This window comes from Phenylobacterium sp. LjRoot97, from assembly GCF_964254345.1.
Classification (GTDB): Bacteria; Pseudomonadota; Alphaproteobacteria; order Caulobacterales; family Caulobacteraceae; genus Phenylobacterium.
In genome coordinates this window covers 4,029,305-4,053,249 of the sequence record NZ_CAXUTH020000001.1, presented here as the reverse complement: position 1 = coordinate 4,053,249, position 23,945 = coordinate 4,029,305, and the positions used below count along the sequence as shown (strand labels likewise).

22 protein-coding genes are annotated in these 23,945 nt (G+C 69.7%); 11 read left to right on the top strand and 11 right to left on the bottom strand.

Going from position 1 to position 23,945, the window contains the following annotated elements; all coding sequences use genetic code 11:
- Window positions 1–22 precede the first annotated feature (22 nt).
- Window positions 23–448 carry an acetyltransferase gene (locus ACSQ2H_RS20110; RefSeq protein ID WP_436063141.1) on the bottom strand — a complete coding sequence of 142 codons (426 nt, stop codon included), beginning with the start codon at window positions 446–448 and terminating at the stop codon, window positions 23–25.
- 110 nt (window positions 449–558) lie between these two features.
- Between ACSQ2H_RS20110 and ACSQ2H_RS20105 the strand changes: the two genes are divergently transcribed.
- The gene (locus ACSQ2H_RS20105) at window positions 559–1,290 is read left to right on the top strand and encodes a CPBP family intramembrane glutamic endopeptidase (protein WP_436063140.1); all 732 of its coding nucleotides are present in this window, start codon (window positions 559–561) and stop codon (window positions 1,288–1,290) included.
- Window positions 1,291–1,467: 177 nt separating this feature from the next.
- Here ACSQ2H_RS20105 and ACSQ2H_RS20100 read toward each other — a convergent pair whose 3' ends face one another.
- On the bottom strand, window positions 1,468–2,445 hold the full coding sequence (locus ACSQ2H_RS20100) for an NAD(P)H-dependent flavin oxidoreductase (RefSeq protein WP_436063139.1): 978 nt from the start codon (window positions 2,443–2,445) through the stop codon (window positions 1,468–1,470).
- A 297-nt stretch (window positions 2,446–2,742) separates the two neighbouring features.
- Between ACSQ2H_RS20100 and ACSQ2H_RS20095 the strand changes: the two genes are divergently transcribed.
- Complete coding sequence (locus tag ACSQ2H_RS20095; RefSeq protein ID WP_436063138.1) at window positions 2,743–3,615, top strand: crotonase/enoyl-CoA hydratase family protein; 873 nt, start codon at window positions 2,743–2,745, stop codon at window positions 3,613–3,615.
- Between the two features lie 10 nt (window positions 3,616–3,625).
- Here ACSQ2H_RS20095 and ACSQ2H_RS20090 read toward each other — a convergent pair whose 3' ends face one another.
- The gene (locus ACSQ2H_RS20090; protein WP_436063137.1) at window positions 3,626–4,642 is read right to left on the bottom strand and encodes a zinc-dependent alcohol dehydrogenase family protein; all 1,017 of its coding nucleotides are present in this window, start codon (window positions 4,640–4,642) and stop codon (window positions 3,626–3,628) included.
- A 103-nt stretch (window positions 4,643–4,745) separates the two neighbouring features.
- On the opposite strand from ACSQ2H_RS20090, the gene ACSQ2H_RS20085 reads away from it, so the two are divergent.
- Genes ACSQ2H_RS20085 through ACSQ2H_RS20075 form a run of 3 tightly spaced genes read left to right on the top strand, consistent with a single transcriptional unit; the run spans window position 4,746 to window position 7,776 of the window.
- A complete protein-coding gene (locus tag ACSQ2H_RS20085; protein WP_436063136.1) occupies window positions 4,746–5,426 on the top strand; it encodes an HAD hydrolase-like protein in 681 nt (226 codons plus the stop codon).
- A gap of 33 nt (window positions 5,427–5,459) precedes the next feature.
- Window positions 5,460–6,413, top strand: coding sequence for a DUF1254 domain-containing protein (locus tag ACSQ2H_RS20080; RefSeq protein ID WP_436063135.1), 954 nt, complete (start codon window positions 5,460–5,462; stop codon window positions 6,411–6,413).
- Between the two features lie 16 nt (window positions 6,414–6,429).
- Window positions 6,430–7,776 (top strand): DUF1254 domain-containing protein, encoded by a 1,347-nt coding sequence (locus ACSQ2H_RS20075; RefSeq protein WP_436063134.1) that lies wholly within the window; start codon window positions 6,430–6,432, stop codon window positions 7,774–7,776.
- Here ACSQ2H_RS20075 and ACSQ2H_RS20070 read toward each other — a convergent pair.
- Entirely contained in the window at window positions 7,773–8,477 is a 705-nt protein-coding gene (locus tag ACSQ2H_RS20070) for a DUF899 family protein (RefSeq protein ID WP_436063133.1), read from the bottom strand. The genes ACSQ2H_RS20075 and ACSQ2H_RS20070 overlap by 4 nt on opposite strands.
- A 190-nt stretch (window positions 8,478–8,667) precedes the next feature.
- On the opposite strand from ACSQ2H_RS20070, the gene ACSQ2H_RS20065 reads away from it, so the two are divergent.
- Complete coding sequence (locus tag ACSQ2H_RS20065) at window positions 8,668–10,083, top strand: amidase (protein WP_436063132.1); 1,416 nt, start codon at window positions 8,668–8,670, stop codon at window positions 10,081–10,083.
- Here the strand turns inward: ACSQ2H_RS20065 and ACSQ2H_RS20060 are convergent.
- The 3 genes from ACSQ2H_RS20060 to ACSQ2H_RS20050 all read right to left on the bottom strand — a co-directional run bounded on the left by ACSQ2H_RS20060 (window position 10,080) and on the right by ACSQ2H_RS20050 (window position 13,264).
- A complete protein-coding gene (locus ACSQ2H_RS20060) occupies window positions 10,080–10,781 on the bottom strand; it encodes a glutathione S-transferase (protein ID WP_436063131.1) in 702 nt (233 codons plus the stop codon). The genes ACSQ2H_RS20065 and ACSQ2H_RS20060 overlap by 4 nt on opposite strands.
- A 180-nt stretch (window positions 10,782–10,961) precedes the next feature.
- On the bottom strand, window positions 10,962–11,582 hold the full coding sequence (locus tag ACSQ2H_RS20055) for a response regulator (RefSeq protein ID WP_436063130.1): 621 nt from the start codon (window positions 11,580–11,582) through the stop codon (window positions 10,962–10,964).
- Window positions 11,582–13,264, bottom strand: a complete 1,683-nt coding sequence (locus ACSQ2H_RS20050; protein ID WP_436063129.1) for a sensor histidine kinase — start codon at window positions 13,262–13,264, stop codon at window positions 11,582–11,584. Before ACSQ2H_RS20050 ends, ACSQ2H_RS20055 begins: the two co-directional genes overlap by 1 nt.
- 138 nt (window positions 13,265–13,402) lie before the next feature.
- Between ACSQ2H_RS20050 and ACSQ2H_RS20045 the strand changes: the two genes are divergently transcribed.
- Window positions 13,403–14,029: an FxDxF family PEP-CTERM protein gene (locus tag ACSQ2H_RS20045; RefSeq protein WP_436063128.1), complete on the top strand. Its 627-nt coding sequence runs from the start codon at window positions 13,403–13,405 to the stop codon at window positions 14,027–14,029.
- A 76-nt stretch (window positions 14,030–14,105) separates the two neighbouring features.
- Here ACSQ2H_RS20045 and ACSQ2H_RS20040 read toward each other — a convergent pair whose 3' ends face one another.
- Window positions 14,106–14,645: a dihydrofolate reductase family protein gene (locus ACSQ2H_RS20040; protein ID WP_436063127.1), complete on the bottom strand. Its 540-nt coding sequence runs from the start codon at window positions 14,643–14,645 to the stop codon at window positions 14,106–14,108.
- Between the two features lie 46 nt (window positions 14,646–14,691).
- On the opposite strand from ACSQ2H_RS20040, the gene ACSQ2H_RS20035 reads away from it, so the two are divergent.
- Window positions 14,692–15,255: a hypothetical protein gene (locus ACSQ2H_RS20035; protein ID WP_436063126.1), complete on the top strand. Its 564-nt coding sequence runs from the start codon at window positions 14,692–14,694 to the stop codon at window positions 15,253–15,255.
- Here the strand turns inward: ACSQ2H_RS20035 and ACSQ2H_RS20030 are convergent.
- Entirely contained in the window at window positions 15,252–16,727 is a 1,476-nt protein-coding gene (locus ACSQ2H_RS20030; RefSeq protein ID WP_436063125.1) for an NAD-dependent succinate-semialdehyde dehydrogenase, read from the bottom strand. The two genes, ACSQ2H_RS20035 and ACSQ2H_RS20030, sit on opposite strands and share 4 nt — an antisense overlap.
- 171 nt (window positions 16,728–16,898) lie before the next feature.
- On the opposite strand from ACSQ2H_RS20030, the gene ACSQ2H_RS20025 reads away from it, so the two are divergent.
- The 3 genes from ACSQ2H_RS20025 (at window position 16,899) to ACSQ2H_RS20015 (ending at window position 20,720) form a co-directional block, all read left to right on the top strand.
- Entirely contained in the window at window positions 16,899–17,072 is a 174-nt protein-coding gene (locus tag ACSQ2H_RS20025; RefSeq protein ID WP_436063124.1) for a hypothetical protein, read from the top strand.
- 90 nt (window positions 17,073–17,162) lie between these two features.
- Window positions 17,163–18,971 carry a M2 family metallopeptidase gene (locus ACSQ2H_RS20020; protein WP_436063123.1) on the top strand — a complete coding sequence of 603 codons (1,809 nt, stop codon included), beginning with the start codon at window positions 17,163–17,165 and terminating at the stop codon, window positions 18,969–18,971.
- Between the two features lie 114 nt (window positions 18,972–19,085).
- Entirely contained in the window at window positions 19,086–20,720 is a 1,635-nt protein-coding gene (locus ACSQ2H_RS20015) for a ubiquitin-activating E1 FCCH domain-containing protein (protein WP_436063122.1), read from the top strand.
- Window positions 20,721–20,786: 66 nt separating this feature from the next.
- Here the strand turns inward: ACSQ2H_RS20015 and ACSQ2H_RS20010 are convergent, their stop codons facing one another.
- Both ACSQ2H_RS20010 and ACSQ2H_RS20005 read right to left on the bottom strand, forming a co-directional pair.
- Window positions 20,787–22,226: an MFS transporter gene (locus tag ACSQ2H_RS20010; RefSeq protein ID WP_436063121.1), complete on the bottom strand. Its 1,440-nt coding sequence runs from the start codon at window positions 22,224–22,226 to the stop codon at window positions 20,787–20,789.
- Window positions 22,227–22,330: 104 nt separating this feature from the next.
- Window positions 22,331–23,812 (bottom strand): MFS transporter, encoded by a 1,482-nt coding sequence (locus ACSQ2H_RS20005; protein ID WP_436063120.1) that lies wholly within the window; start codon window positions 23,810–23,812, stop codon window positions 22,331–22,333.
- Window positions 23,813–23,945: the final 133 nt, after the last annotated feature.

The window sequence follows — 23,945 nt, the reverse complement described above, 5'->3', positions numbered from 1 at the left end:
TCTCCCGTGCGGCCAGACTAGCCTAGCGCCGCCGCATGGTCAGGATCGGGAACGGCCGTCCTTCGCTGTCGAGGTCCGAGCGGTCCGTCACCGCAAAGCCGAGCCGTTGATAGAAGGCGATGGCCCCCGGGTTCTGCTCGTTGACCCCCAGCCAGGTCGCCCCGCGGGCCAGGGCGTGGTCGATCAGCGCCCGGCCGACGCCGCCGCGATGCACGGCCGGGTCGACGAACAGGCTGACGATCTCCTCGCCGTCCAGGCCCAGAAAGCCCACCGGCCGCCCGTCGCGTTCGGCGGTCCACAGCTCGGCGTCGCTGGCCAGGTAGCCGCGCACCTGGTCCTCGATGGCGTCGACGTCGGCCGGCGTCAGGAAGTGATGGGTCGCCTCCACCGCCGCCCGCCAGAGGGCGAGCAGGGCAGGGGCGTCGGCGGGCGTGGCGCGTCTGATCATCGCGCCCAGATAGGCGGCGGCGGCCCTCGGGCCAAGCCTCGCCGAACGTCCAGCTTGACCCGTGGCGGGCAATTGGACCGGATGTGATCATTCGACTCGTGGAGGCCCCGATGGCCGACGTTCCGCTCGCCGCCGCTCAACGCTCGCCCCGCCGGGCGGCCTGGCTCGACGTGGCCCTGATCCTGGTCGCCGCCGCGGCGATGCTCGCCCTGCCGGCGCCCGACGCCGGCGGCGCGGTGGTCGCCCAGCTGATGGTGCCGCTGCGGATGCTGCTGCTGGTGGCGGCTGCGACCCTGCTGCTGCGATGGCGGGGCCTCGCCTGGGCCGACGTCGGTCTGCGCCGCACCGGCTCCTGGGGGCGGACGCTGCTCCTGGTCGGCGGCGGCTATCTGGCCCTGGCGCTCTGCGCGGGCCTGCTGATGGCCTTCGTGCTGCCGGCGCTCGGCCAGCCGGCCCAGGCCTCGGCCGCCGCCTTCGCCTCGATCGAGGGCCAGCTCTGGAAGTATCTCTCCTGGCTGGCCATCGCCTGGACCTCGGCGGCGATCGGCGAGGAGCTGATCTTCCGCGGTTTCCTGCAGTCGCGGCTGGAGGCCGGGTTCGGCCCCGGCCGCGCCGGCGTCGTCCTCGCCCTGCTGGTCCAGGCCGGCGTCTTCGGCTTCGCCCACGGCTACCAGGGGATCGGCGGGGTGCTGCTGACCGCCGCCGCCGGGCTGGTGCTGGGCGGCGTGCGGCTGGCCGCGCGCCGCGGGCTGATCCCCTCGATGCTGCTGCACGGCCTCATCGACACCGTCAGCCTGACCGCCGTCTATCTCGGCGCCCTCAGCCTGGCCCAGGGGGTCTGAGTTGCAGACAGGCGTTGGCCGGCCGCTCTTCCTCCCCTGCGCAGCGGGGGAGGGGGACCGCCCGAAGGGTGGTGGAGGGGGCGAGCCGCAAGCTAAGCGCCCAGTCTCGCCCCCTCCACCGGCTGCGCCGGTCCCCCTCCCCCGTCGAGACGGGGGAGGAAGCGGCGTTAGGCGTCCTTACGCGTCGAGCAGCCCGACCAGTCGGCCGCGGATGATCTGCTCGGCCTCGGCCATGGTGCGCTCGATCAGCTCCTGCACGCTCGGCACGTCGTGGATCAGGCCCGCGACCATGCCGCACGACCAGCCGCCGGCGTCCATGTCGCCGTCGCGCAGGATGCGCGGATAGACGCCGGCCACCTCGGCGGCGATGTCGGCGAAGGTGACCTTGTCGCCCAGCTCCTTTTCCTTCTCCAGCAGCCGCTCGACCCCGGCGTTGACCAGCACCCGCTCGGTGTTGCGCAGCGGGCGCATGATCAGGCGCGTGTCCAGCTCGCTGGCCGCGACCAGGGCGTCCTTCACGTTCTGGTGGACCGGGGCTTCCTTCGTCGCGATGAAGCGGGTGCCCATGTTCATGCCGTCCGCGCCCATGGCCAGGGCGGCGACGAGGCTGCGGCCGTCCGCCATCCCGCCCGAGGCCAGGAACGGCACCTTCAGCTCCTCGCCGGCCCGCGGCAGCAGGATGAAGTTCGGCACGTCGTCCTCGCCGGGGTGGCCGCCGCACTCGAAGCCGTCGACGCTGACCGCGTCGCAGCCGATCGCCTCGGCCTTCAGCGCGTGGCGCACCGAGGTGCACTTGTGGATCACCACGATGCCGGCTTCCTTCAGCATCGGCAGCCACTTGGCCGGGTTGTTGCCGGCGGTCTCGACCACCTTGATCCCGCTCTCGACGATCACCTGCACGAAGCCCGGATAGTCGGGCGGCGTCACCGACGGCAGGAAGGTCAGGTTCACCCCGAACGGCTTGTCGGTCAGCGTCCGGCACTTGGCGATCTCGGCCTTCAGCCCCTCGGGCGTGCCCTGGGTCAGGCCGGTGATGATGCCCAGCCCCCCGGCGTTCGACACCGCCGCCGCCATCTCGGCGAAGCCGACGAAGTGCATGCCGCCCTGCACGATCGGATGCTCGATGCCGAGCAGTTCGGTGATGCGCGTCTTCATGGTGCGTTCCCTTGTTGGCGAGGCGCGTCGTCGCGCGCGCTGTTCGGCGTCTTGCATCGCCCATCGCTCGCCGTCCGGCAACGCCGGATCGCCTCTCAACACCACTCATCCCGGCGAAGGCCGGGACCCAAGCGGACTCGCAAACAAGCAGGCGACGCTCCAGCCATGGCCGAAGCGCGGCTTGGGCCCCGGCCTTCGCCGGGGTGAGCGGGGAAGGGGGCGGCGAGCCTTGAGGCTTCTGGACGCCGCCCCGCCGCTGTGCTGACTGGCGGCCGCAGATCACGAGGGGAGACGCCGATGACCTACAACACCCTGCTCTGGGAGGTGGAGGACCGCGTCCTGACCCTCACGCTCAACCGCCCCGACCAGCTGAATTCCTTCACCGTCGAGATGGCCCACGAGCTGATCGCCGCCTTCGAGCGCGCCAGCGAGGACGACGACGTCGGCGCCGTGGTGGTCACCGGATCCGGCCGCGCCTTCTGCGCCGGCATGGACCTGTCGGCCGACGGCAACGTCTTCGGCCTCGACGAGACCCAGGCCCCGACCATGGCCGACATGCGCGATCGCCTGGAGGATCCGGCCATCGTCGACGGCGTGCGCGACACCGGCGGCCGCGTCACCCTGGCGATCTTCAACTGCAAGAAGCCGGTCATCGCCGCCATCAACGGCGCGGCGGTCGGCATCGGCGCGACCATGACCCTGGCCATGGACATCCGCATGGTCTCGGAAAAGGCCCGCATCGGCTTCGTGTTCGGCAAGCTCGGCATCGTGCCGGAGGCCTGCTCCAGCTGGTTCCTGCCGCGCCTGGTCGGCCCGCAGCAGGCGCTGGAGTGGGTGCTGTCGGCCGACATCTTCGACGCCGCCGAGGCCCAGCGCGGCGGGCTCGCCCGCTCGGTCCACACGCCCGAGACCCTGGTCGCCGACGCCCAGGCCCTGGCCCGCAAGTTCATCGCCGGGCGCTCGCCCGTCGCCGTCGCCCTGGCCCGCCAGATGCTGCTGCGCAACGCCGCCCAGCCGCACCCGCTGGAAGCCCACCGCGTCGACTCCCTGGCGATGTTCTACGCCAGCATCGGCGACGGCAAGGAAGGCGTCGCCGCCTTCCTCGAGAAGCGCGAGCCGCAGTTCGCCGGCCGCGCCTCGCAGATGCCGCCCTTCTATCCCTGGGAGTAGAGCGCCCGCTTCAGCCGGCGCAGCTGATCACCACCTTGCCGAGGTGCGCGCCGGCCTCGAGGTGGCTGAACGCCTCGCGCGCCTCATCGAAGCCGAAGACGTGATCGACGACCGGCTTCAGGCCGCTGGCCTCGACCGCCCGCGTGAAGTCCACCAGGGCGGCGCGGTCGCCGACGGTGATGTTGCGGAAGCTCGCGCCGCTCGACTTCAGCTGGAAGAAGTCGATGCCGGGGTTGTCGGTGCTCAGGAAGCCGATGGAGGCGATCTCGCCGCCCAGCGCCACGGCCCGCAGCGACTGGCCGATGGTGCCCGGCCCGCCGACCTCGACCACGCGGTCGACGCCGCGGCCGCCGGTCAGCGCGCGCACGCTGCGGCCCCATTGCGGATCTTCGGCGTAGTTCACGATCCCCGACGCGCCCAGCGCCTTCAGCTGCTCGGCCTTGGCCGCGCTCGACGTCGTGGCGACGACGCTGGCCCCCACCGCGCGGGCCAGCTGCAGGGCGAAGATCGACACCCCGCCGCTGCCCTGCACCAGCACGCTGTGCCCCGCGCGGATCGGCGTCGGCCCGGTCAGCGCCGTCCATGCGGTGAGCCCGGCGCACGGCAGCGTCGCGCCCTCGTCGTAGGACAGGCTCTGCGGCATGCGGACCACGGCCTCCTGGCTGACCGCCTTCAGCTCGCACAGCCAGCCGTCGTTCTCGGCCCCGTAGCTGTCACGCTGGATGGTCGAGGGCATCTCGCCGCCGAACCAGCGCGGGTGGAAGGCGCCGATCACCCGGTCGCCGACCTTGAAGGCCTCGACCCCTTCGCCCAGCGCCACGATCTCGCCGGCGGCGTCGCTGGTCGGGATGTGGCCCGGCACGCACTTGCGCGGATAGCGACCGCGCAGCATGGCCAGGTCGCGATAGTTCAGCGACACGGCGTGCACCCGCACCAGCACCTCGCCGCGCTGCGGGACCGGATCGGCCTCCTCGCGCAGGCGCAGCGCGTCCAGGCTGTCGAAGCTGTCGAACCGGTAAGCCTTCATGTCCGCCCCTCGTCGTGATCTCGGGACGTCATGCGCCCGCCGCCCGCCGGCGTCCATAACCGCGTTCGGCTGACCGCGCCCGCGCCATGCGCTAAGCTCGGCCATGTCCTTCCCACCGACAGTCCTTCTCGACCTCGACGGCGCCCTGGTCGACTCGCTGCCGGGCATCGCCGCCAGCTGCCGCGCCGCGCTCGCCGCGCTCGGTCACGATCCCGATCGCGCGCCCGACGTCGCCGGCCTGATCGGGCCGCCGATCGAGGACATCATGCACGTGCTGCTGGCGCCCTTCGGCGACGACCGCATCGACGAGGCCGTCAGCGCCTATCGCGACGACTACGGCGCGCGCGGCCTGCTCGCCAGCGATCCCTATCCGGGGATCCCCGAGGCCCTCGACGCCCTGCGCGCGGCCGGCGCCCAGCTGATCCTGGCGACCTCCAAGCGCCGGACGTTCGCCGAGCGCATCCTCGATCACACCGGCCTGGCCCCGCGCTTCGCCGCCATCCACGGCTCCGAGCCGGGCGGCGCGCTCGACCACAAGCCCGAGCTCATCGCCCACATCCTCGCCCGCCACGGCCTCGACCCCGCCGCCTGCGTGATGGTCGGCGACCGCCGCTACGACATCTCCGGCGCCCACGCCAACGGCGTGCGCGCCCTCGGCGTGCTCTGGGGCTACGGCTCGCGCGAGGAGCTCGAGGCCGCCGGCGCCGACGCCCTGGTCGCCGACCCGCAGGACCTCGCGGACGCAGCGCTCGGCTTGGGCAAACCACCCGATTGGCGCGACTGAGCCGCGCTCGCAGGATGGTGGCGGAGGTGCCCCATGCCGCAAGCCGTCCCCGTCACCGTCGAGAACTTCACCCGCGCCGAAACCGACATGTACTTCGCCCACTCGGCGGCCGAGGGCGGGTTCGGCAAGTTCCACCATCACCGTGAACCGATGCGGATCGACGCGCAGTCGGTGGTCCGGGCCAACCGCGACACGCTCTATTCGTCGGGGGTCTTCGACCTCGACGCCGGGCCGGTCACCGTGACCATGCCGGACGCCGGCCCGCGGTTCATGTCGCTGCAGGTGTTCGACGAGGACGAGTACGTGATCGAGGTGGCCTACGGGCCGGGCGCGCACACCTACACCCGCGACGCGGTCGGCTCGCGCTACATGATGGTCGGCGTCCGCACCCTGCTGAACCCCGACGATCCGGCCGATCTGAAGGCCGTCCACGCGCTGCAGGACGCGATCACCGCGCAGCAGAAGTCTCCGGGCCTGTTCGAAACCCCCAGCTGGGATCCGGTCAGCCAGAAGACGGTCCGCGACGCCCTGATCGTGCTGGCCGGCACCCTGCCGGACACCCGGCGGATGTTCGGCGCCAAGTCCGACGTCGACCCGCTGCGCCACCTGATCGGCGCGGCCACCGGCTGGGGCGGCAATCCGGAGAAGGACGCCCTCTACCTCACGGTCACGCCGCCCAAGAACGACGGCCAGACCGTCCACCGCCTGACGGTCAAGGACGTCCCGGTCGACGGGTTCTGGTCGATCAGCGTCTACAACGCCGACGGCTATTTCGAGAAGAACGACCGCAACGCCTACTCGCTGAACAACCTGACCGCCAAGAAGAACGCCGACGGCTCGGTCACCGTCCAGTTCGGCGGCTGCGCCGACGACGTCGCCAACTGCCTGCCGATCACGCCGGGCTGGAACTACTGGGTGCGGCTCTACCGGCCGCGCGCCGAGGTGCTCGACGGCGGCTGGACGTTCCCCGATCCCCAGCCTGTCTAGCCCCCGGAGACCTGGCATGACCGACCTTGCGCCCGACGAGCTCGCCGCCCGCATGATCCACCGCCGCGCCGTGCAGGCGGTGATCTGGGGCATGCCGGCGGTGAACTACGACCTGATGCTGCAGGCCATGATCCGCGAGACCCAGGGCGGCCCCAACCAGATCGTCTACTGGTCACGGCTGCCCGACTGGAAGAACCAGACGCTGACGCCCAATCCCGACGCCATCTACATCATGCCCTTCTTCGACACCCGCGAAGGGCCGGTGGTGCTGGAGATCCCGCCCGCCGACGGCGGCTCGATCACCGGCTCGATCGACGACTGCTGGCAGACGGCGGTCGAGGACGTCGGCCCGGCCGGCGTCGACAAGGGCCAGGGCGGCAAGTACCTGCTGCTGCCGCCCGGCTATGAGGGCGAGGTTCCAGGCGGCTATCTGGCGATGCCGTGCGAGACCTATCAGAGCTACGCGCTGCTGCGCTCGATCCTGAAGAGCGGCTCCGACGCCGACATCGCCGCAGCGGTGGACTATGCCCGCCAGATCCGGGTCTATCCGCTGTCGGCCGCCGCCGCCCCGCCGCCGAGCGTCTGGCGCGACGCGGTCGACGTCGTCTTCGACGCCACCATCCCCTACGACATCCGCTTCTTCGAGGCGTTGCACCGCATGGTGCAGGTCGAACCCTGGATCGACCGTGACCGGGTGATGATCGACATGCTGGCGACCATCGGCATCGAGAAGGGCAAGCCGTTCGCCCCCGACGCCCGCACCAAGGACCTCCTCGAGGACGCTGCGCGCGAGGCCCACGCCTACCAGACGCTCCACTACGCCGACGCCTTCGCCGCCCCATTCGCCCAGGGCGCACGCTGGGCGATGCCGGCCTCGCCGGAGCTGATCGAGAACCTTCAGCAGGGCTACGCCGATCTCGAGGCCTATCCGGTGGACGCGCGGGGGCTGGCCTACAGCTACGCCTTCTTCAGCGCCAAGCACCTGGGCGCGGGCCAGTATTATCTGATGACCATCAGCGACAAGGACGGCCAGCCGTTCCACGGCGACCAGACCTACCGCCTGCACGTCCCGGCCAAGGCGCCGGTCAAGCAGTACTGGTCGGCCACCGTCTATGACCGCGAGACCCACGCCTTCGTGCGCGGCCAGCCCTACGCCAGCCGCTCGTCCCAGAACCCGGTGCTGCAGAAGGCGGCCGACGGTTCGGTGGACGTCTTCTTCGGGCCCAAGGCCCCGGCGGGCCAGGACAGCAACTGGGTGCCGACCGACCCCAAGGGCGATTTCGAGGTGCTGTTCCGGATCTACGGGCCCGAGCCGGCCTTCTTCCAGAAGGCCTGGACCCTGCCCGACATCGAGCGGCTCTAGTAGCTCAGCTTCGGATACCAGTCGGCGCCCCGCCCTTCCGGGGTGAGGTCGAGAATCGACCACAGCGCCGCGACGTCGGGGGCGTCGCGCGGATCCTGGCCGGGGTCGGCCATCGCCAGGGTCATCTCGCTGGCCCAGAACAGCCGCACCTGGTCGCCGTCGCGCCTGAACACCACCAGCGCCGGGTTCTCCGAACCGTCCTCGTTCAGCAGCCCCAGGTCGCGGCCGTAGTCGTCGCCGACCGTCTGCACGAAATCCAGGTCGCGCCAGCCCCGCTCCTGCGCGAAGGCGAGCTGCCGTTCCACCGGGCTGCGGCCGAAGATCTTCAGGGCCACGCGCTGCTCGATGTCGGCGGCGTTGCCGGCCACCGCCCCCAGCCAGTTGGTGCACATCGGGCAGGGACGCTCGCGCTGCGGCCCGTACATCCAGAAGTACGAGACCAGCGTCTCCTTGTCGCCGAACAGCTCGCGCAGTCCGACCTCGCCGCCGCCCGCGTCCTTGAACCGGTAGTCCTTCTCGATCACCGGCCCGTCGGGCAGGGCCTGGCGCTGCTCGGCCACCCGGGTCATGTGGCGGCGGAACTCGATCTCCTGCGCCAGCAGCGCCCGGCGCGCCTGGCGATAGGCCGCGCTCTCGCCGGGGAACGGCGTGCGCCCTTCGGCGGCGAGCTGGGCGGCGGGAACCAGTGTCTGATCGGTCATCGACGGTTTCCTTTCATGGCGCGGCGTCGGCCGCTCCCCAAGGACGTCCCGCGCCGCCGAACTCCGACAAGCCGCCGCAGATCGTTCCGGTTCCCCGCATGTTGAGCGTCTCAATCAAGCTTGGCTTTCGCGGGGGGAGCATGTGCTAGCTCCCCTGGCGTCGCCGACCGCGCGGCGCGAAGGAGGGCGCGTGAAGCCATCTGAGTATCTCGAACATGACGCCGTCGGCCTGGCCGACCTGATCGCCCGCCGCGAGGTCAGCGCCGCCGAGGTGCTGGAAGCCGCGGTGAGCCGTCTCGAAGCGGTCAATCCCGCCATCAACGCCGTGATCTACACCGACCTCGCCGCCGCCCGCGCCGAGGCCGAGCGGCCGCGCCAAGGCCGGCTCGCCGGGGCGCCGTTCCTGGTCAAGGACTACGGCGCCCACGTGGTCGGCTGGCCGACCTCGGCCGGCTCGCGCCTCTATCAGCACGAGGTCGCCGCCGCCGACGCTCCGATCGTCGCCGCTTATCGCCGGGCCGGCCTGGTGATCTTCGGCAAGACCAATCTTCCCGAGCTCGGCCTCGACGCCACGACCGAGCCCGACCTGCACGGCCCGACCCGCAATCCCTGGGACGTGGCGCGCACGGCCGGCGGCTCCTCGGGCGGATCGGCCGCCGCGGTGGCCGCCGGCATCGTGCCCGCCGCCCACGCCAGCGACGCCGGCGGCTCGATCCGCATTCCGGCCTCCTGCTGCGGGCTGTTCGGGCTCAAGCCCTCGCGCGGCCGCGTCTCGTTCGCCCCCGCCAGCGACGGGCTGGCCGGCTTCGACGCCCAGCACGCGGTCACCCGCACCGTCCGCGACTCCGCGGCCCTGCTCGACGCGGTCTGCGCCCCGCAGGTCGGCGATCCCTACTCCGCCGCGCCGCAGGAGCGGCCGTTCCTGGAGGAGTGCGGCCGCGATCCCGGCGCCCTGCGCGTCGGGTTCACGACTGAGGCCTTCGAGGCCGGTACGATCTCCGGGGAATGCCGTCAGGCGGTGGCCGCGACCGTCGAGCTGCTGGCGGGGCTCGGTCACGAGGTCGAGGAATTCGCCATGCCGGCGGGGTTGGACGCCGCCGTCGCCGCCTCCAGCGCCGTGCTCGCCGGTCACATCGCCGCCGATCTCGACGATCGCGCCCGCCAGCTCGGCCGCCCGATCGACGAGGCCGACGTCGAGCCGCTGACCTTCGCCCGCTATCAGCACGCCAAGGGCTACAGCGCCTCGGACTATGTCAGCGCCTTGCGCGTCGTGCATGGCTATGGCCGAGCCGTCGCGGGCCTGTTCAGCCGCTTCGATGTCGTCGTCACCTCGACGCTCGGCTCGCCGCCGGTCGCGCTCGGCGTGCTGCGCGGCGCCGCCCCGGGCCCGGCCGGCGTCGCCCGCCGCGCCTTCATGCCCAACACCCGGATCTTCAACCTCACCGGCCAGCCGGCGATGAGCGTGCCGCTGGCCTGGACGGACGACGGGCTTCCGGTCGGCGTCCAGTTCGTCGCGGCGATGGGGGGAGAGGCGACGCTCTTCCGTCTGGCGGCCCAGCTCGAGCGGGCCGCGCCCTGGGCCGGGCGGCGGCCGCAGCTGACCTAGCCGCCCGCCACCTTGCGCAGCGAGGCCTCGATCTGGCCGCCGCAATAGGCCTCGCCGTAGGCCTTGCGGGTGCGCGCCGCGAGCTCGGCCTGGGCCGGCAGCGCGGCGATCCGGCGCGACAGGGCGGCGGTCATCGGCGCGGTCTGGTCGAGCAGCGCGTCGATCTCGCCGAAGCGCTCGGCCATCGTCCGCCATAGGGTCGCCGTCACCAGGTCGGCGACGCCGGGCGCTTCGCCGCCCAGCAGCAGCCCGGCGTCGGCGCTCAGGCCGTGGCGGGCGCCGGTCTCCTCCCAGATCGACATCCACTTGCCGAGCCGCGGCGTGAACTCGCGCCAGCGTTCGTCCGTCCACATCAGCCGGCCGCCGTCGAGGGTCAGCTCGTCGATCACGTCGTTGGCGTCGTTGACCACCTTCAGGCTCAGGGCGCGCAGCGCCGGCGAGGCCGGCAGCAGGTCCAGCGTCTCGCCGAGATAGAGCGCGATCGCCGGCATCTGGGCGACGGCGACATCGGCCCTGCGGTCGATCAGCAGCGGCGGCCCCATGAACGGGACCGGCGTTTCGGCCGGCGGCGCGGCCATCAGCTCGCCGATCGCCGCATCGCCGGCCTCGGTCCAGCTCTTGCCGGCGTGGGCGAGCAGCGCCCGCACGAACTGCCCGCGAAACGGCACGGACCAGTAGTAGAGGTGATAGTCGGACATCGCGGCGTCTCCCGGCCTGCGCCATCAACGCCGCGGGGCGCGCGATCGTTCGCCGCAACTTCTTCGCTAAGGCTTGGCCGGGAGGCACGATGGGCGAGCGTCCCGGCGTAGCCGGCGAAGGCGATAGGGTCTGTTAGCGACCCGCGGGCTGGTCCGGTTCCGGCCGCGTCCGCCCGCCGCTCAGTTCAGCCGCAGGTCCAGCGCCAGGATCGCCAGCTCCGTGCGCGACGAGACCTCCAGCTTCTCATAGAGGTTGTGCAGGTGCATTTTCACCGTGCCCTCGGAGATGTTCAGCAGCCGGGCGATCTCCTTGTTGCGGCGGCCGACCGCCACCAGCCGGACCACCTCGGCCTCGCGCGGCGTCAGCTCGGCGCGGGGGGTGGCCGGCGCGGCGACCACGGCGATCACCTGCTTCATGGCCTCCTTGTCGAACCACTGCTCGCCGCCCATCACCGTCTCGGCGCAGCGCAGCAGCATGTCGCCGCCGGCGTCCTTCAGGATCAGCCCGTCGACCTGGAGCTTGAAAGCCTCGACCAGCGGCTCGGGGTCCAGCCCCGCGGTCAGCAGCACGATCCGCGTGCGCCACTGCTCGGCCCGCGCCTGCCGCAGCAGTTCCAGGCCCGAAACGCGCGGCATATTGACGTCGAGGATCGCCAGGTCCGGCGCATGTTCGGCGATCGCCGCACGCGCCTGCTGCCCGTCCAGGCAGCTGGCGACGATCTCGAACTGGGTGTCGGCGAACAGCGCCACCACGCCCTTGAGCATCAGCGGGTGGTCGTCGGCGATGATCAGGGACGGCATCACACAGTCTCCGGAAGCGGCACTTCGATCGCCAGGCTGGCGCCGTCGGGACCGCTGGACAGCCCGAGCCGGCCGCCGAGCGCGCCGATGCGCTCCTGCAGCGACCTGGGCCCCGCATCGGTCCGCGCCAGCTCGTCGTCGGTGAGTTCTCCGTGGAAGCCGAAGCCCTCGCCGTCGTCGTCGATCTGGATGCTGGCCAGGCCGTTCGACATGGTGACGGTCACCGCGACCCGGCTGGCGTGGCCGTGGCGGACGGCGTTGGCGACCGCCTCGCGCACGATGCTGGCGATGTCGTAGCCGACCTGGTCGGAGACCAGCAGTCCGGCCGGCGAGATCTCGGCGCTCACCGAAATGCTCCAATAGCGGGCCAGCCGTTCGGCCAGCAGCACCAGTTCGTCGTTCAGCACCTGACGGGCCGGCGGCCGGTCGCGGCGAATGGGCCGCATGGCGGAAATGAAGCCGCGCAATTCGCGCTGCTCGTCGGCCAGCGCCAGCCGCAGCGCGGCCAGCCGCGTCTTGCCGTCGTCCGCCAGGCCCGGCTCGCGCGACAGCACGTCCAGCTGCAGGGCCGCGCCGGCCAGGAACTGCAGCACCCCGTCGTGCAGGTCGCGCGCCACCCGCATCCGCAGCTCGGCGGCGGCGGTTTCGCGGCGGACCTTCTGGGTGTGCCAGCGCTCCAGGCTCACCGACAGCTGGGCGCCGACGACGGCGGCCACGGCCAGGTCTTCGGAGGCGGAGTCGTCGCTGTCGAGGATCAGCACCCAGCCGCGCAGCCCCTCGGCGGAGACGGGGAACACCAGCGCCCGGGCCAGCGCGAACGCCTGCACGACGTTGGCGGCCAGCGGCGCGGTCTCGGTGCTCGGCCGCGCGCCGCTGCGGGTAATGGTCATGCCGCTCGCCGACTCGAACAGGAACGGCGCGTGCGCCAGGTGCGAGGCCACCAGCCAGTCGTCGGTGGTCGGCGGCAGGTCCTGGAGCGTGAAGACGCCGCGGTCGTACAGCATGGCGCGGGCGTACGGCTCCTCGCCGTCGTTCCAGATGATCGCTCCGCGCCGCGCCCCGAACACGTTGATCGTGTGGCCCAGCAGCTCGCGCATCGGCGGCTCGCGGTCGCCGGCCGATTCCTGCACCGGGTCCGAGAGCCGCGACAGCTCCGCGACCACCCGCTCCAGGTGACGTCCGAAGGCCATCAGCAGCGTGGTGACGACGATCGTGTAGCCGAAGCGGACGACGGTCGCCTGCAGCGCGGCTTCGTCGTTGCCGAAAGTCGAGGCGACGCCGGCCGGCAGGTAGGCCAGGATCACCAGCGCGCCCATCGCCAGGGCGCCGCGCGATCCCCACTGGATCGTCCCGCTGAGGATCAGGAACACCAGCGGGCTGAAGAACGGGCTCTCGGCGCCGCGGGTCATGTAGATCAGCGCCGTGAACACCAGCAGGTCGATCGCGGTCGGCAGGATGTGCGCGCGCATCAGCCGATAGGCCAGGACCGGCTTGCGGAAGCCGGCCGCCAGCAGGACGCTGTAGCCCAGATAGCCGCTCAGCAGCGCCGCTTCCGGCCGTCCCGACCCGCTCTGCGCGCCGGCGCCGAGGACCACGGCGGTCAGCAGGAACACGGCGAACAGCGCCCGGCTGTCGGCGATCAGCCGGCCGCCGCGTACGGAAAAGAGCTGACCGCTGCTCACGTCTCCCCCTTCGGCCCTGGCCGGCGCGCCCCGCAGCATCGCCGATTTCCGCGGCCCTAAACACCCGCGCGAACGCCAGCTTAGCGTCGAGCGCGATTATCGGCGGCTGTCTACCTGACCGAACGATAGGGGCCGCGCATGTCCGTCTCACCAGATTGTTCGCCGTCAGGCCGCGGCGATAATGCGGTGAAGCTCAAGGCGGCCAATAACGCCGCGTTCTTGAAGGATAATCTCATGCGAAAAGCGTTACTTGCAGCAGTTGTCGGCGCGGCGATGGTCATCGGCGCGTCGAGCGCGTCCGCCGCCACGTACATCAGCTTCACGTCACCGGACAGCGACGGCTCGATCAGCGGCGTGTTCGGAAACGATGGCGGAATCGCCAAGGGAAGTTTCACCAACACCTTCAACTTCACGTGGCCTGTACTTGGCGTCAGCTCGGGAACGATCTCGTCGAGCTTCACGTCCAAGGCCAACGATCTCAACTTCACGTCGGTGACCCTGAACGGCGTGGCCTTCGCGTCGGTGATCGGCGGCAGCGGCCTGCCGGAGTTCCGGTTCCTGACCAATCTGCCGGTCTCGGCCGGGCCGCAGCAGCTGGTGGTCACCGGCTACAGCCCGGGCGCAGCGGCGACCTACAGCGGCACGCTGTCCTTCAGCCCGCTGGGCGCGGTTCCCGAGCCGGGGACCTGGGCGCTGATGATCGTCGGTTTCGGCGCGACAGGGGCGATGATCCGCGCCCGCCGCACCGGTTCGGCGCTCGCTTAGAGAGCAGCGACGCCAGACCAGAGCACGCCGCCGGCCCCTCACCGGCGGCGTGTTTCGTTGCATGAGCGGGGCGTTGCTACCCCGTGCGCTCCCCGAGCGCGTAGTGCAGCCGCACGCACCCGCGATCCAGGGCCTTGGCGCTCAGCAGCCGGGGGCTCGCCTGGAAGCCGGTCGCGGGAAACAGCGGGCTGCCCCCGCCCAGCAGTTCGGGAATGACGTAGACCTCGATCTCGTCCAGCGCGCCGCGTTCCATGAACGCCATCTGCAGTTCGCCACCGCCCAGCATCCAGACGTCGCCGTCCTCCAGCGCGCGCAGCTCGGCGATCAGGGCGTCCACGTCGCTGCGGATCTCGAGCGCGCCCTTGGGATCCTCGATCGGCCGCGAGGTCACGACGATGGCCCGCTGGTCGCCATAGGCCCAGGGCGCCGGATCGCGGGCGAGAAAGTCGTAGGTGCCGCGGCCCATGACGACCGTGCGGATCTGCTTGAGGAACAGGGCGTAGTCGTGTTCGCCCAGGTCCATGCCGTCGTACTTGAACAGCCAGTCCAGACTGTCGTCCGGCGCGGCGATGAAGCCGTCGAGGCTGGCTGCGATGTAGCCGAGAATTTTCGCCATAGGTCGCTCGCTTGAATATAAACGATCGTTCGTTTATTATTCGAGCATGGCCCGAGGCAAGACAATTTCCGACGAGCAGCTCCTGGATCGGCTGTTGGGCGCCGTGCTGGAGCACGGTCCGGCCGAGGTCTCTTTCGCCAGGGCGTCGGGCGCTGCAGGTCTCGCCGCCGCCACCCTGGTTCAGCGGTTCGGAACCCGCGCCGGCATGGTCGAGGCCGTGCTCCTTCATGCCTGGGACCGGCTCGACGAGGAGACGACGGCCGCCGAGGCGGCGGCGTCGCCCGATCCCGCCGGGGCCGTCGAGCTGTTGGTGCGTCTGACCCGTTCGGAGGCGGCGGAGTACGACTTCACCGACGGATTGCTGCTGCTGCGCGAGGATGTCCGCAATCCGGTGCTGCGCGCCCGCGGCGCGGCCTGGGGCGCGCGGCTGGCGGGCGCGCTCGGGCGGCGCCTCACCGACGATCCCGAACGCGGCGGCCGGCTCGGCTGGCAGATGCTCAGCCTATGGCAGGGGGCGCTGGTCTGGTGGGCGTTCCGACGCGACGCCGACCCGGCGGTGAAGGTGCGCGAGACGCTGGAGGACTGGGGCCGCGGCCTCGGCGTCCTCTAGGCCTGGCGCAGCGCCAGGGTCAGCGCCTTGACCTGCATGTAGTCGGCGATCCCGTAGACCGACCCCTCGCGGCCGTAGCCGCTCTGCTTGACCCCGCCGAACGGATTGGCGGCGTTGGAGATCAGTCCGGCGTTGATCCCGACGATGCCGGATTCGATGGCCCGGCCGACCCGCATGGCGCGGTTCAGGTCGTCCGAGAACAGGAACGCCGCCAGCCCGAACTCCGAGGCGTTGGCCCGTTCGATCGCCTCGTCCTCGGTCTGGAACTCGAACACCGGCACCAGCGGACCGAAGGTCTCCTCGTGACAGAAGAGCACGTCGTCGCCGCCGAAGGTGACGGTCGGCGCGAAGAAGTTGCCCTCGATCGGCGCCCCGCCGGTCAGCACCTGGCCGCCGGCCGCGACCGTGCGGGCGATGTGGTCCTCGACCTTGGCCACGCCCTTGGCGTCGATCAGCGGTCCGATCACCGTGTCCGGCGCGAAGGGATCGCCGACCTTCAGGGTCTTCACCTTGGCGACCAGCGCCGCGACGAAGCGCTCGCGCACGCCGGCCTGCACATAGACCCGGTTGGGGCAGACGCAGGTCTGGCCGCCGGCGCGGAACTTGCCGGCCACCGTGCCTTCGACCGCGACGTCGATGTCGGCGTCGTCGAACACCAGCAGCGGCGCGGCTCCGCCGAGCTCCATCGACAGCCGCTTCAGGGTCGGGGCGCACTGGGCCGCCAGGGTCCGGCCGACCTGCGTCGAGCCGGTGAAGGACAGCTTGCGGATCAGCGGCGACCCGGTCAGGGCCCCGCCGACCACGTCCTGCGCGCCGGTGACCACCGAGAAGCAGCCTGCAGGCACGCCGGCCTCCAGCGCCAGGGCGGCCAGCGCCAGGCCCGTGAACGGCGTCGCCGAGGCGGGCTTGAGCACCACCGGGCAGCCGGCGGCGAACGCGGCCGCCGCCTTGCGGGTGATCATCGCGGCCGGGAAGTTCCACGGGGTGATCGCCGCCACCGGGCCGACAGGTTCCTGGAAGGCGAGGATCAAATCCTGCCCGTTGGGGCTCTGGATCGCCTTGCCGTCCAGGCTTTGGGCCAGATTGCCGAACCAGCTGACGAAAGAGTTTGCGTAGCGGACTTCGCTCAGCGCCTCCTTGAACGGCTTGCCGTTCTCCAGCGCGATGATCGCCGCCAGCGCCTGCTCGTTCTCGCTAACCTTCTGAGCCCACTGGGAAAGGATCGCGCCGCGTTCGGCCCCTTTCAGCGCCGCCCAGGGGCGGAAGGCCGCGTCGGCGGCGCGAATCGCTCGTCCGACCTGGTCTTTCGGCAGCTTTGGGACCCGTCCGACGATCGTCCCATCGGCAGGATTGACGACCTCAATGACGGTGGCGCCCTCCGCGGCGATCCATTCGCCGTCGACCAGGGCGGCCTGGCGGATCAGGCGCGCCGCGCCGGCTTTCAGTTCGTCCACAGACGGTTGATCTGACATGCAAAATCCCTTCGCCAAGCTTGCCTGGCTATAGGTTCCCAGGCCCGTGCTGGGTTCCGATGAAACTTTTCGTGTTGCGCCGCAACCGCCCGAAAGCTTGACTCACGCAGGTCTTGGAGTCGTCATAAAGCGGACATGCCGCATTGCAGCATGAGTTTCGCGGAGGCGCTTGTGACGGATCTTCCGTTCGCCTACTCACTGGCCCACGCCGAATGCGGCTGGGCCTGGCGGATTTTCGACGAGGACGGCGAGACTGTCGCCCAGGGCCTCGACCTGTCGCAGTCCGACGCTCAAGCGTCGGTCGAGACCGCAATCCGCATGGCCGCCTCCGAGGCCCGCGCCTAAGCGCCGCTTGACGGCGCCTCTCCCAGACGTTCCTTTCCGTTCAGCGCGGCCTTCAAGGCCGCATTTGCCGCGTTAGGGACGTCTCGCCGCATGAAATCTCAGTTGCTGGCCGCTACAGCGGTCGCTTTGTTCGCCTTCGCCCCCGCTTCGGCCCAGGCCCCCAAGCCCGCCAAGCCGACCCCCGCCGAGGCCAAGGCCTTCGTCGACAAGGCCGAGGCCGAACTCGCCGCCTTCAACCAGTACGTGGCCAAGTCGGCCTGGGTGCGGGCGACCTACATCACCGAGGACACCCAGTGGCTGGAGGCCAAGGCCACGGCCGAGCAGAACGAGCTCACCGCCCGCTATGCCCGTGAGGCGGCCAAGTACGACGGCGTGGCCGTCGATCCGGTCACCGCCCGCAAGCTCAAGCTGCTCAAGCTGTTCCTGGTCTCGCCGGCCCCCAACCGGCCCGGCGCCGCTGGCGAGCTGGCGACCATCGCCACCCGCCTGGACTCGACCTACTCGGCCGGCAAGTTCCAGTACGGCGGCAAGACCCTGACCCTCAACGACGCCGAGGAGATCCTCGCCAAGAGCCGCGATCCGGCCGAGCTGAAGGCGGTCTGGGAGGGCTGGCACTCGGTCGCCCCGCAGATGCGCGGCGACTACGCCAAGCTGGCCGAGCTCTCGAACGAGGGGGCCCGCGACCTGGGCTTCAAGGACACCGGCGCGCTGTGGCGTTCGAACTACGACATGGACCCGGACAAGTTCGCGGCCGAGACCGACCGCCTGTGGAGCCAGGTCGAGCCGTTCTACCGCAATCTGCACTGCTACGTGCGCGGCCAGCTGAACGACAAGTACGGCGACGCCGTGCAGCCGCGCACCGGCCCGATCCGCGCCGACCTGCTCGGCAACATGTGGGCCCAACAGTGGGGCAACGTCTACGACGTGGTCCAGCCGAAGACCGCCTCGTCGAGCTACAACCTCGACAAGTTGTTGGTTTCAAAGGGCTATGACCCGGTGAAGATGGTCAAGACCGGTGAGAGCTTCTACACCTCGGTCGGCATCTCGCCGCTGCCGGAAACCTTCTGGCAGCGCTCGATGATCACCCGCCCGAAGGACCGTGAAGTGGTCTGCCACGCCTCGGCCTGGGACCTCGACGACCGTGACGACGTGCGCATCAAGATGTGCACCAAGGTCGACGCCGAAGACTTCTACACCGTTCACCACGAGCTCGGGCACAACGTTTACCAACGCGCCTACAAGGATCAGCCGTTCCTGTTCAAGAACGGCGCGAACGACGGCTTCCACGAGGCGATCGGCGACTTCGTCGGCCTCTCGGCCCTGACCCCGACCTACCTCCAGCAGATTGGCCTGATCGACAAGGCGCCGGGCGCGGAGGAGGACATCCCGTTCCTGCTGAAGATGGCGCTCGACAAGATCGCCTTCCTGCCCTTCGGCCTGATGGTCGACCGCTGGCGCTGGGAGGTGTTCTCGGGCGAGGCGACGCCCGACCACTACAATGACGAATGGTGGAAGCTGCGCCTTAAGTATCAAGGCCTGACCCCGCCGGGCCCGCGCCCGGCCGACGCCTTCGATCCGGCTGCCAAGTACCACGTGCCGGCCAACGTGCCCTACACCCGCTACTTCCTGGCCCACATCTATCAGTTCCAGTTCCACCGCGCGGCTTGCAACCAGATCGACTGGAAGGGGCCGCTGCATCGCTGCTCGGTCTATGGCGAGAAGGAAATGGGCCAGAAATTCAACGCCATGCTGGAAATGGGCGCGTCCAAGCCCTGGCCCGAAGCCATGGCCGCCTTCACCGGCGAGAAGACCGCCGACGCCAGCGCGGTGACGGCCTACTTCAAGCCGCTGAACGATTGGCTGACCGTCCAGAACAAGGGCGAAAGCTGCGGCTGGTAAGTCGGTTAACGGGCGCCGAATTAAGCTTTGCCTTAACCTTCTTCGGCGCCCGTTCGTTTACGCTGCTCTGGCAAGCTCCAGCGGATTCAACTCTGAACTGCTGGGGCTCCACGCGTGGAAAAGATCACCAAGCAAGTCGCCAGGCGTATTCATGGCATGACCGGGCGGCTCAAGGCCCGGTGCGTCGCGGGCGTCCGCGACGAGCGCGGCGCGACCGCCGTCTTCTTCGCTGTGGGCCTGCTGTTGCTGGCGCCCGCCACCATGGGTCTGATCGACCTCTACATGATCACGACCCAGCGCGGCCAACTGCAGGACGCCCTCGACACCGCCACGCTCTACGTGGCCCGGTCGAGCGCGACCTCCGCCACCGACATCCAGACGTCCGGCGACGCGGCCCTGCGCGCGAACCTGCAGCTGCCGACGGGCCAGGCCATCACCTCGAGCACGTTCCAGCTGGCCGCCGACAAGATCACCATCAAGGGGCACGCGACCATCACCCCGCCGACGGTGGGGCCGCGCCTGTGGGTGCAGGCCGACATCGCCGCCAGTTCCGAGGTGCTGCGCAACTCCAACAACGTCGAAGTCGCCCTGGTGCTCGACACCACCGGCTCGATGAGCGCCGACATGGCCAACTTGAAGACCGCCGCGAAGGATCTGGTCGACTTGGTCGTCAAGGACGTGCAGGCGCCCTACTACACCAAGGTCGCTATCGTGCCCTATTCCGTGGGCGTCAACATGAGCTCGACCTACGCCGCCACGGCGCGGGGTTCGACCAAGGCCGCGACGAACATCACCGGCGCGACCAAGGCTAACCCGGTCGTTGTCACCTCCCCGAACCACGGGCTCTACGAGGGCGAGCGCGTGACGATCTCGGGGGTCAAGGGCATGACCCAGCTGAATTCCAACACCTATGTCGCGACCGGCGTCACCCAGAACACCTTCCAGCTGAAGACCAACGCCGTCTCTCCGGCCAACGTCAACGGCTCGAGCTATACCGCCTACACCTCGGGCGGCACGGCCCAATGCAAGGGCGAAGGTTGCGCGCAACACATCTTCGTCAATGCGAACAACAGCCTCATCTCCAATCCTACCTATTGGCAGCCTTCCACCTGCGCGACGGAACGTCTGGGAGCCGAGGCCTACACCGACGCCGGGCCCACGGCGCCGGTCGGCTGGCACTACTCTTCCGACGGCTCCTGTCCGTCGGCCGCAATCATGCCGCTGTCCACCAACAAGACCACGCTCAAGGCGCGCATCGACTCGCTCAGCGCCAGCGGCTCCACGGCCGGCCAGATCGGGCTGGCCTGGGGTTGGTACATGATCTCTCCCGAGTGGAGCTCGGTCTGGACAGGAAGCAGCGCTCCGGCCGAGTACGCCAAGCCGCAGCTCCTTAAGGTCGTGATCCTGATGACCGACGGCATCTTCAACACGCCCTATTGCCGTGGCGTCGCTGCGAAGGATGCTGACTCTAGCTCCGGGGCGGCGAGCGCCAGCAACCGCATCAACTGCAACTCGATCAATGGCGATCCGCTCGTCCAGGCGGCCAAGCTCTGCGAGAACATGAAGAAGAAGGGCGTGATCATCTACACGGTCGGCTTCAACGTCAGCAGCGATCGTGACATCACCGCGATGATGAACAACTGCGCGACCTCGGCGGAGTACGCCTACACGCCCAATGGCGGCGCGGAGCTGAAGGTGGCGTTCCGCGCCATCGCCCAGGACATCAACTCGCTGCGGATATCCAAGTAGCCGCCGCCAGCGAGGCTGGAAGTTCGACGCGCCGGGCCCTGCGCCCGGCGCGTTTTTCTTTGGGCGTCAGCCGACCCGCTCAGGGCCTTCGCCGCCTTCAACCTGCTCAGCCTGGGCGGCCAGCTTGGCGAGGCTGGCGGCGTGGCTGTCGCGGGTGATCTTGTAGAGCGAGACGCAGAGGATCGCCGCGCCGTAGAGGCCGCCCAGCACGAACAGATAGGTCATGCCGAGGTTCGACACGACGCCCTCGCTGACCTCGCCCGGCTTGGCGTTCTGCGGGAAGCCGATGGCCAGCAGGATCATGCTCGAGGCGAAGATGCCGACGCCGGAGACCGCCTTCTGCACGAAGGCGGCGGCGGCGAAGAACAGGCCTTCGGAGCGACGGCCGGTGCGCAGCTCGGAGTCTTCCACCACGTCGGCGATCATCGACGAGATCAGGATCGCCGAGATGATCGAGAAGCCGGTCGAGAACACCGCCTGCACGAACAGGATCGGCAGCAGGGCCGGCGAGCTGTTGTCGGGGAACACGCCGGTCAGCCGCAGGGTGATCGGCGCGACGGCGATGACGAAGGACAGCACCTTGGTGATCTGCGCTGTCTGCTTCTTGCCCAGCCGCTTGGACAGCGGCGCGGCGAAGCCGAAGGCCAGGGCCGCGGAGATGAAGTTGGCCATCGCCAGGATGGCGATCTGGCCGGACGGCAGCTGCCAGAAGTAGGTGTTGAAGTAGAGGTTCAGCGACAGCACCAGGCCGCCGGCCATGGCGTTGAACAGGCCTGCGCCCATCAGCACCAGGAACGACTTGTGGCTGAGCGTGCCGACCATCTCCTTGGCCAGTTGGCCCAGGCTCAGCTTGCGGGCCGGCGGGATGCGCAGGCGCGGAATCTGGTTGTGGGTGCCCATCGCCGAGATGATGATCGCAAAGAAGATCACCGCGGCGGCGACATAGCCGTAGGTGACGTAGCCGGCCGGGTTCAGCTGGCCGACCGGATGCTCGGCGTCCGGCGTCAGGAACACCTTCAGCGCCAGCAGGGTCATGGTCAGGCCGCCCCACCAGGCGAAGAAGTAGCGGTAGGACATCACCTTGGTGCGCTCGTCGTAGTCGGTGGTCAGCTCCGCCGCCAGCGCCGAGGAGGGGATTTCGTACATCGTGATGAAGCTGCGGATGATCACCGCGACGACGATCAGGTAGAAGAACAGCGCCTCATGCGACCAGCCTTGCGGCGGGTTCCAGAGCAGCAGGTAGGACAGCGCCACCGGCAGGGCGGCGGCGTACATGAACGGGTGGCGGCGACCCCAGCGCGAGCGCCAGTTGTCGGACACCTGGCCCATGATCGGGTCGAGGAAGCTGTCGATGATCAGGGCGATCATGATCGCCAGGCCCACGGTCGCCGAGGGCAGGCCGACCACCTGGTTGTAGAAGATCAGCAGAAGATAGGAGAAGCCCTGGTCTTTCACCCCGAAGGCGACCGAGCCGAAGCCGTAGAAGAATTTGGTCGGGACGCTCAAGCGGCCCTGCTTTTGAGCATCTGGTACGGCTTCCGCCACGGCGTTTCCCCTGTTCTATGTTCGCTTTTGTAAACACGACCAGGAGGGCGAGGGAAGGGGGCGTCTCAACCGGCGCTGGCGATCACCGGTTCGGCCTGCGGCGGCTGGCCTTCGTCGCCGACGGTTTTCTCGCCGGCCAGCGCCGCGACATTGCGCTCATGGGTCTCGCGGTCGATGCGGTAGAGGGTCAGCACCAGGATCGAGAGCATGTTCATGCCGAAGGTGATCGGCAGGTAGATCAGCGCCAGCTGGCGCATGATGTCCGGGCCGACCGAACCGGCCGGCGCGTGGGTCGGGAAGGCGACGAAGGTCAGCAGCACGCCGCTGAGGAACACGCCGATGCCGGCGGTGAACTTGGGCAGCAGGCCGTTGGCGGCGAACAGCAGCCCCTCGGAGCGCACGCCGGTGCGGACCGCGGCGTCCTCGACGATGTCGGCGATCATCGAGGAGATGATGATGTAGCCGGCGATGGCCAGGGTGGTGGCGACGAAGGCGTCGACCCAGAGGATGGCGAACACCCACGGCGAATGGTTCGGCGGCATCACGTGCAGCAGCCGCAGCAGGATCGGAGCCGAGGCGGTGACCGTCGACACGCTGAACAGGCCGAGCATCGCGGCCTTCTTGCCGAACGCCTTCGAGGCCGGGGCGGCGATCGCCACGCCGGACACCGAGGCCAGCACCGAGGCCAGGGCCAGCATCGAGATGTTGGCGGCGCTGAGTCCCCAGAACTCCAGATAGAAGTATTGGCTGAGCGCGTTGGTCATGCCCGCCGCCACGCCCGAGCAGAGGCCCGAGGCCATGACCACCACCAGCGAGCGGTTGGACAGCGTGCCGCCGATCTCGCGCAGCAACTGCCCGAGGCTGGCCTGCCGCTCGGGCGGCGCGGCCAGCCGCGGAATGTGCCGGTGGGTGCCGAGCGAGGAGATCAGGATCGAGGCGGCCATCACCAGCCCGGCCAGGATCCCGTACTGCGCATAGCCGTCCCGATTGAGGATCCCGCCGTTCTCCGGGCTCAGGAAGACTTGGTAGAGCACCACGTTCATCCCGAACCCGCCGATCACCCCGAAGAAGAACCGGTAGCTGAACAGGCTGGTGCGCTGGTGGTAGTCGGAGGTCAGTTCCGGGGCCAGGGCCTGGCTCGGCACCTCGTAGAGGCTGACGCAGATGCGGAGCACCACCAGCATGCCGATCAGGTAGAGCCCGATGCTCTCCGGCGGCCAGTCGGCCGGCGAGTTCCAGAATCCGAAGCAGGCCAGCGCCACCAGCGGGGCGGCGGCGTACATGAGCGGATGTCGGCGGCCCCAGCGGGTGCGCAGCTTGTCCGACCACTGGCCGATCGCCGGATCGATGAAGGCGTCGAGGATCAGGGTGGCCATGATCGCCGTGCCGACCCATAGCGCCGGCAGGCCGATCACGCGGTTCAGATAGGGCTGCAGCACCGCCGAGGAGAGGCCGAGCGTGGCGACCCCGAAGGCGACCGAGCCGACGCCGTAGAACATCTTGGACCCGACGCTCAGGCGTCCGTCCGCCGCTTGGGCCTTGCCCATGCGCTCCTCCCTGGCCGGTGCGCCGCGATCTTCGCCGCGGACGTCACGCTTCGAATATTCGGTATGATCTGGCCGCTGGCAAGCGTCTATTCGCGGCAAAGAAAATCCCCCCGCGGCGACGCCGCGAGGGGAT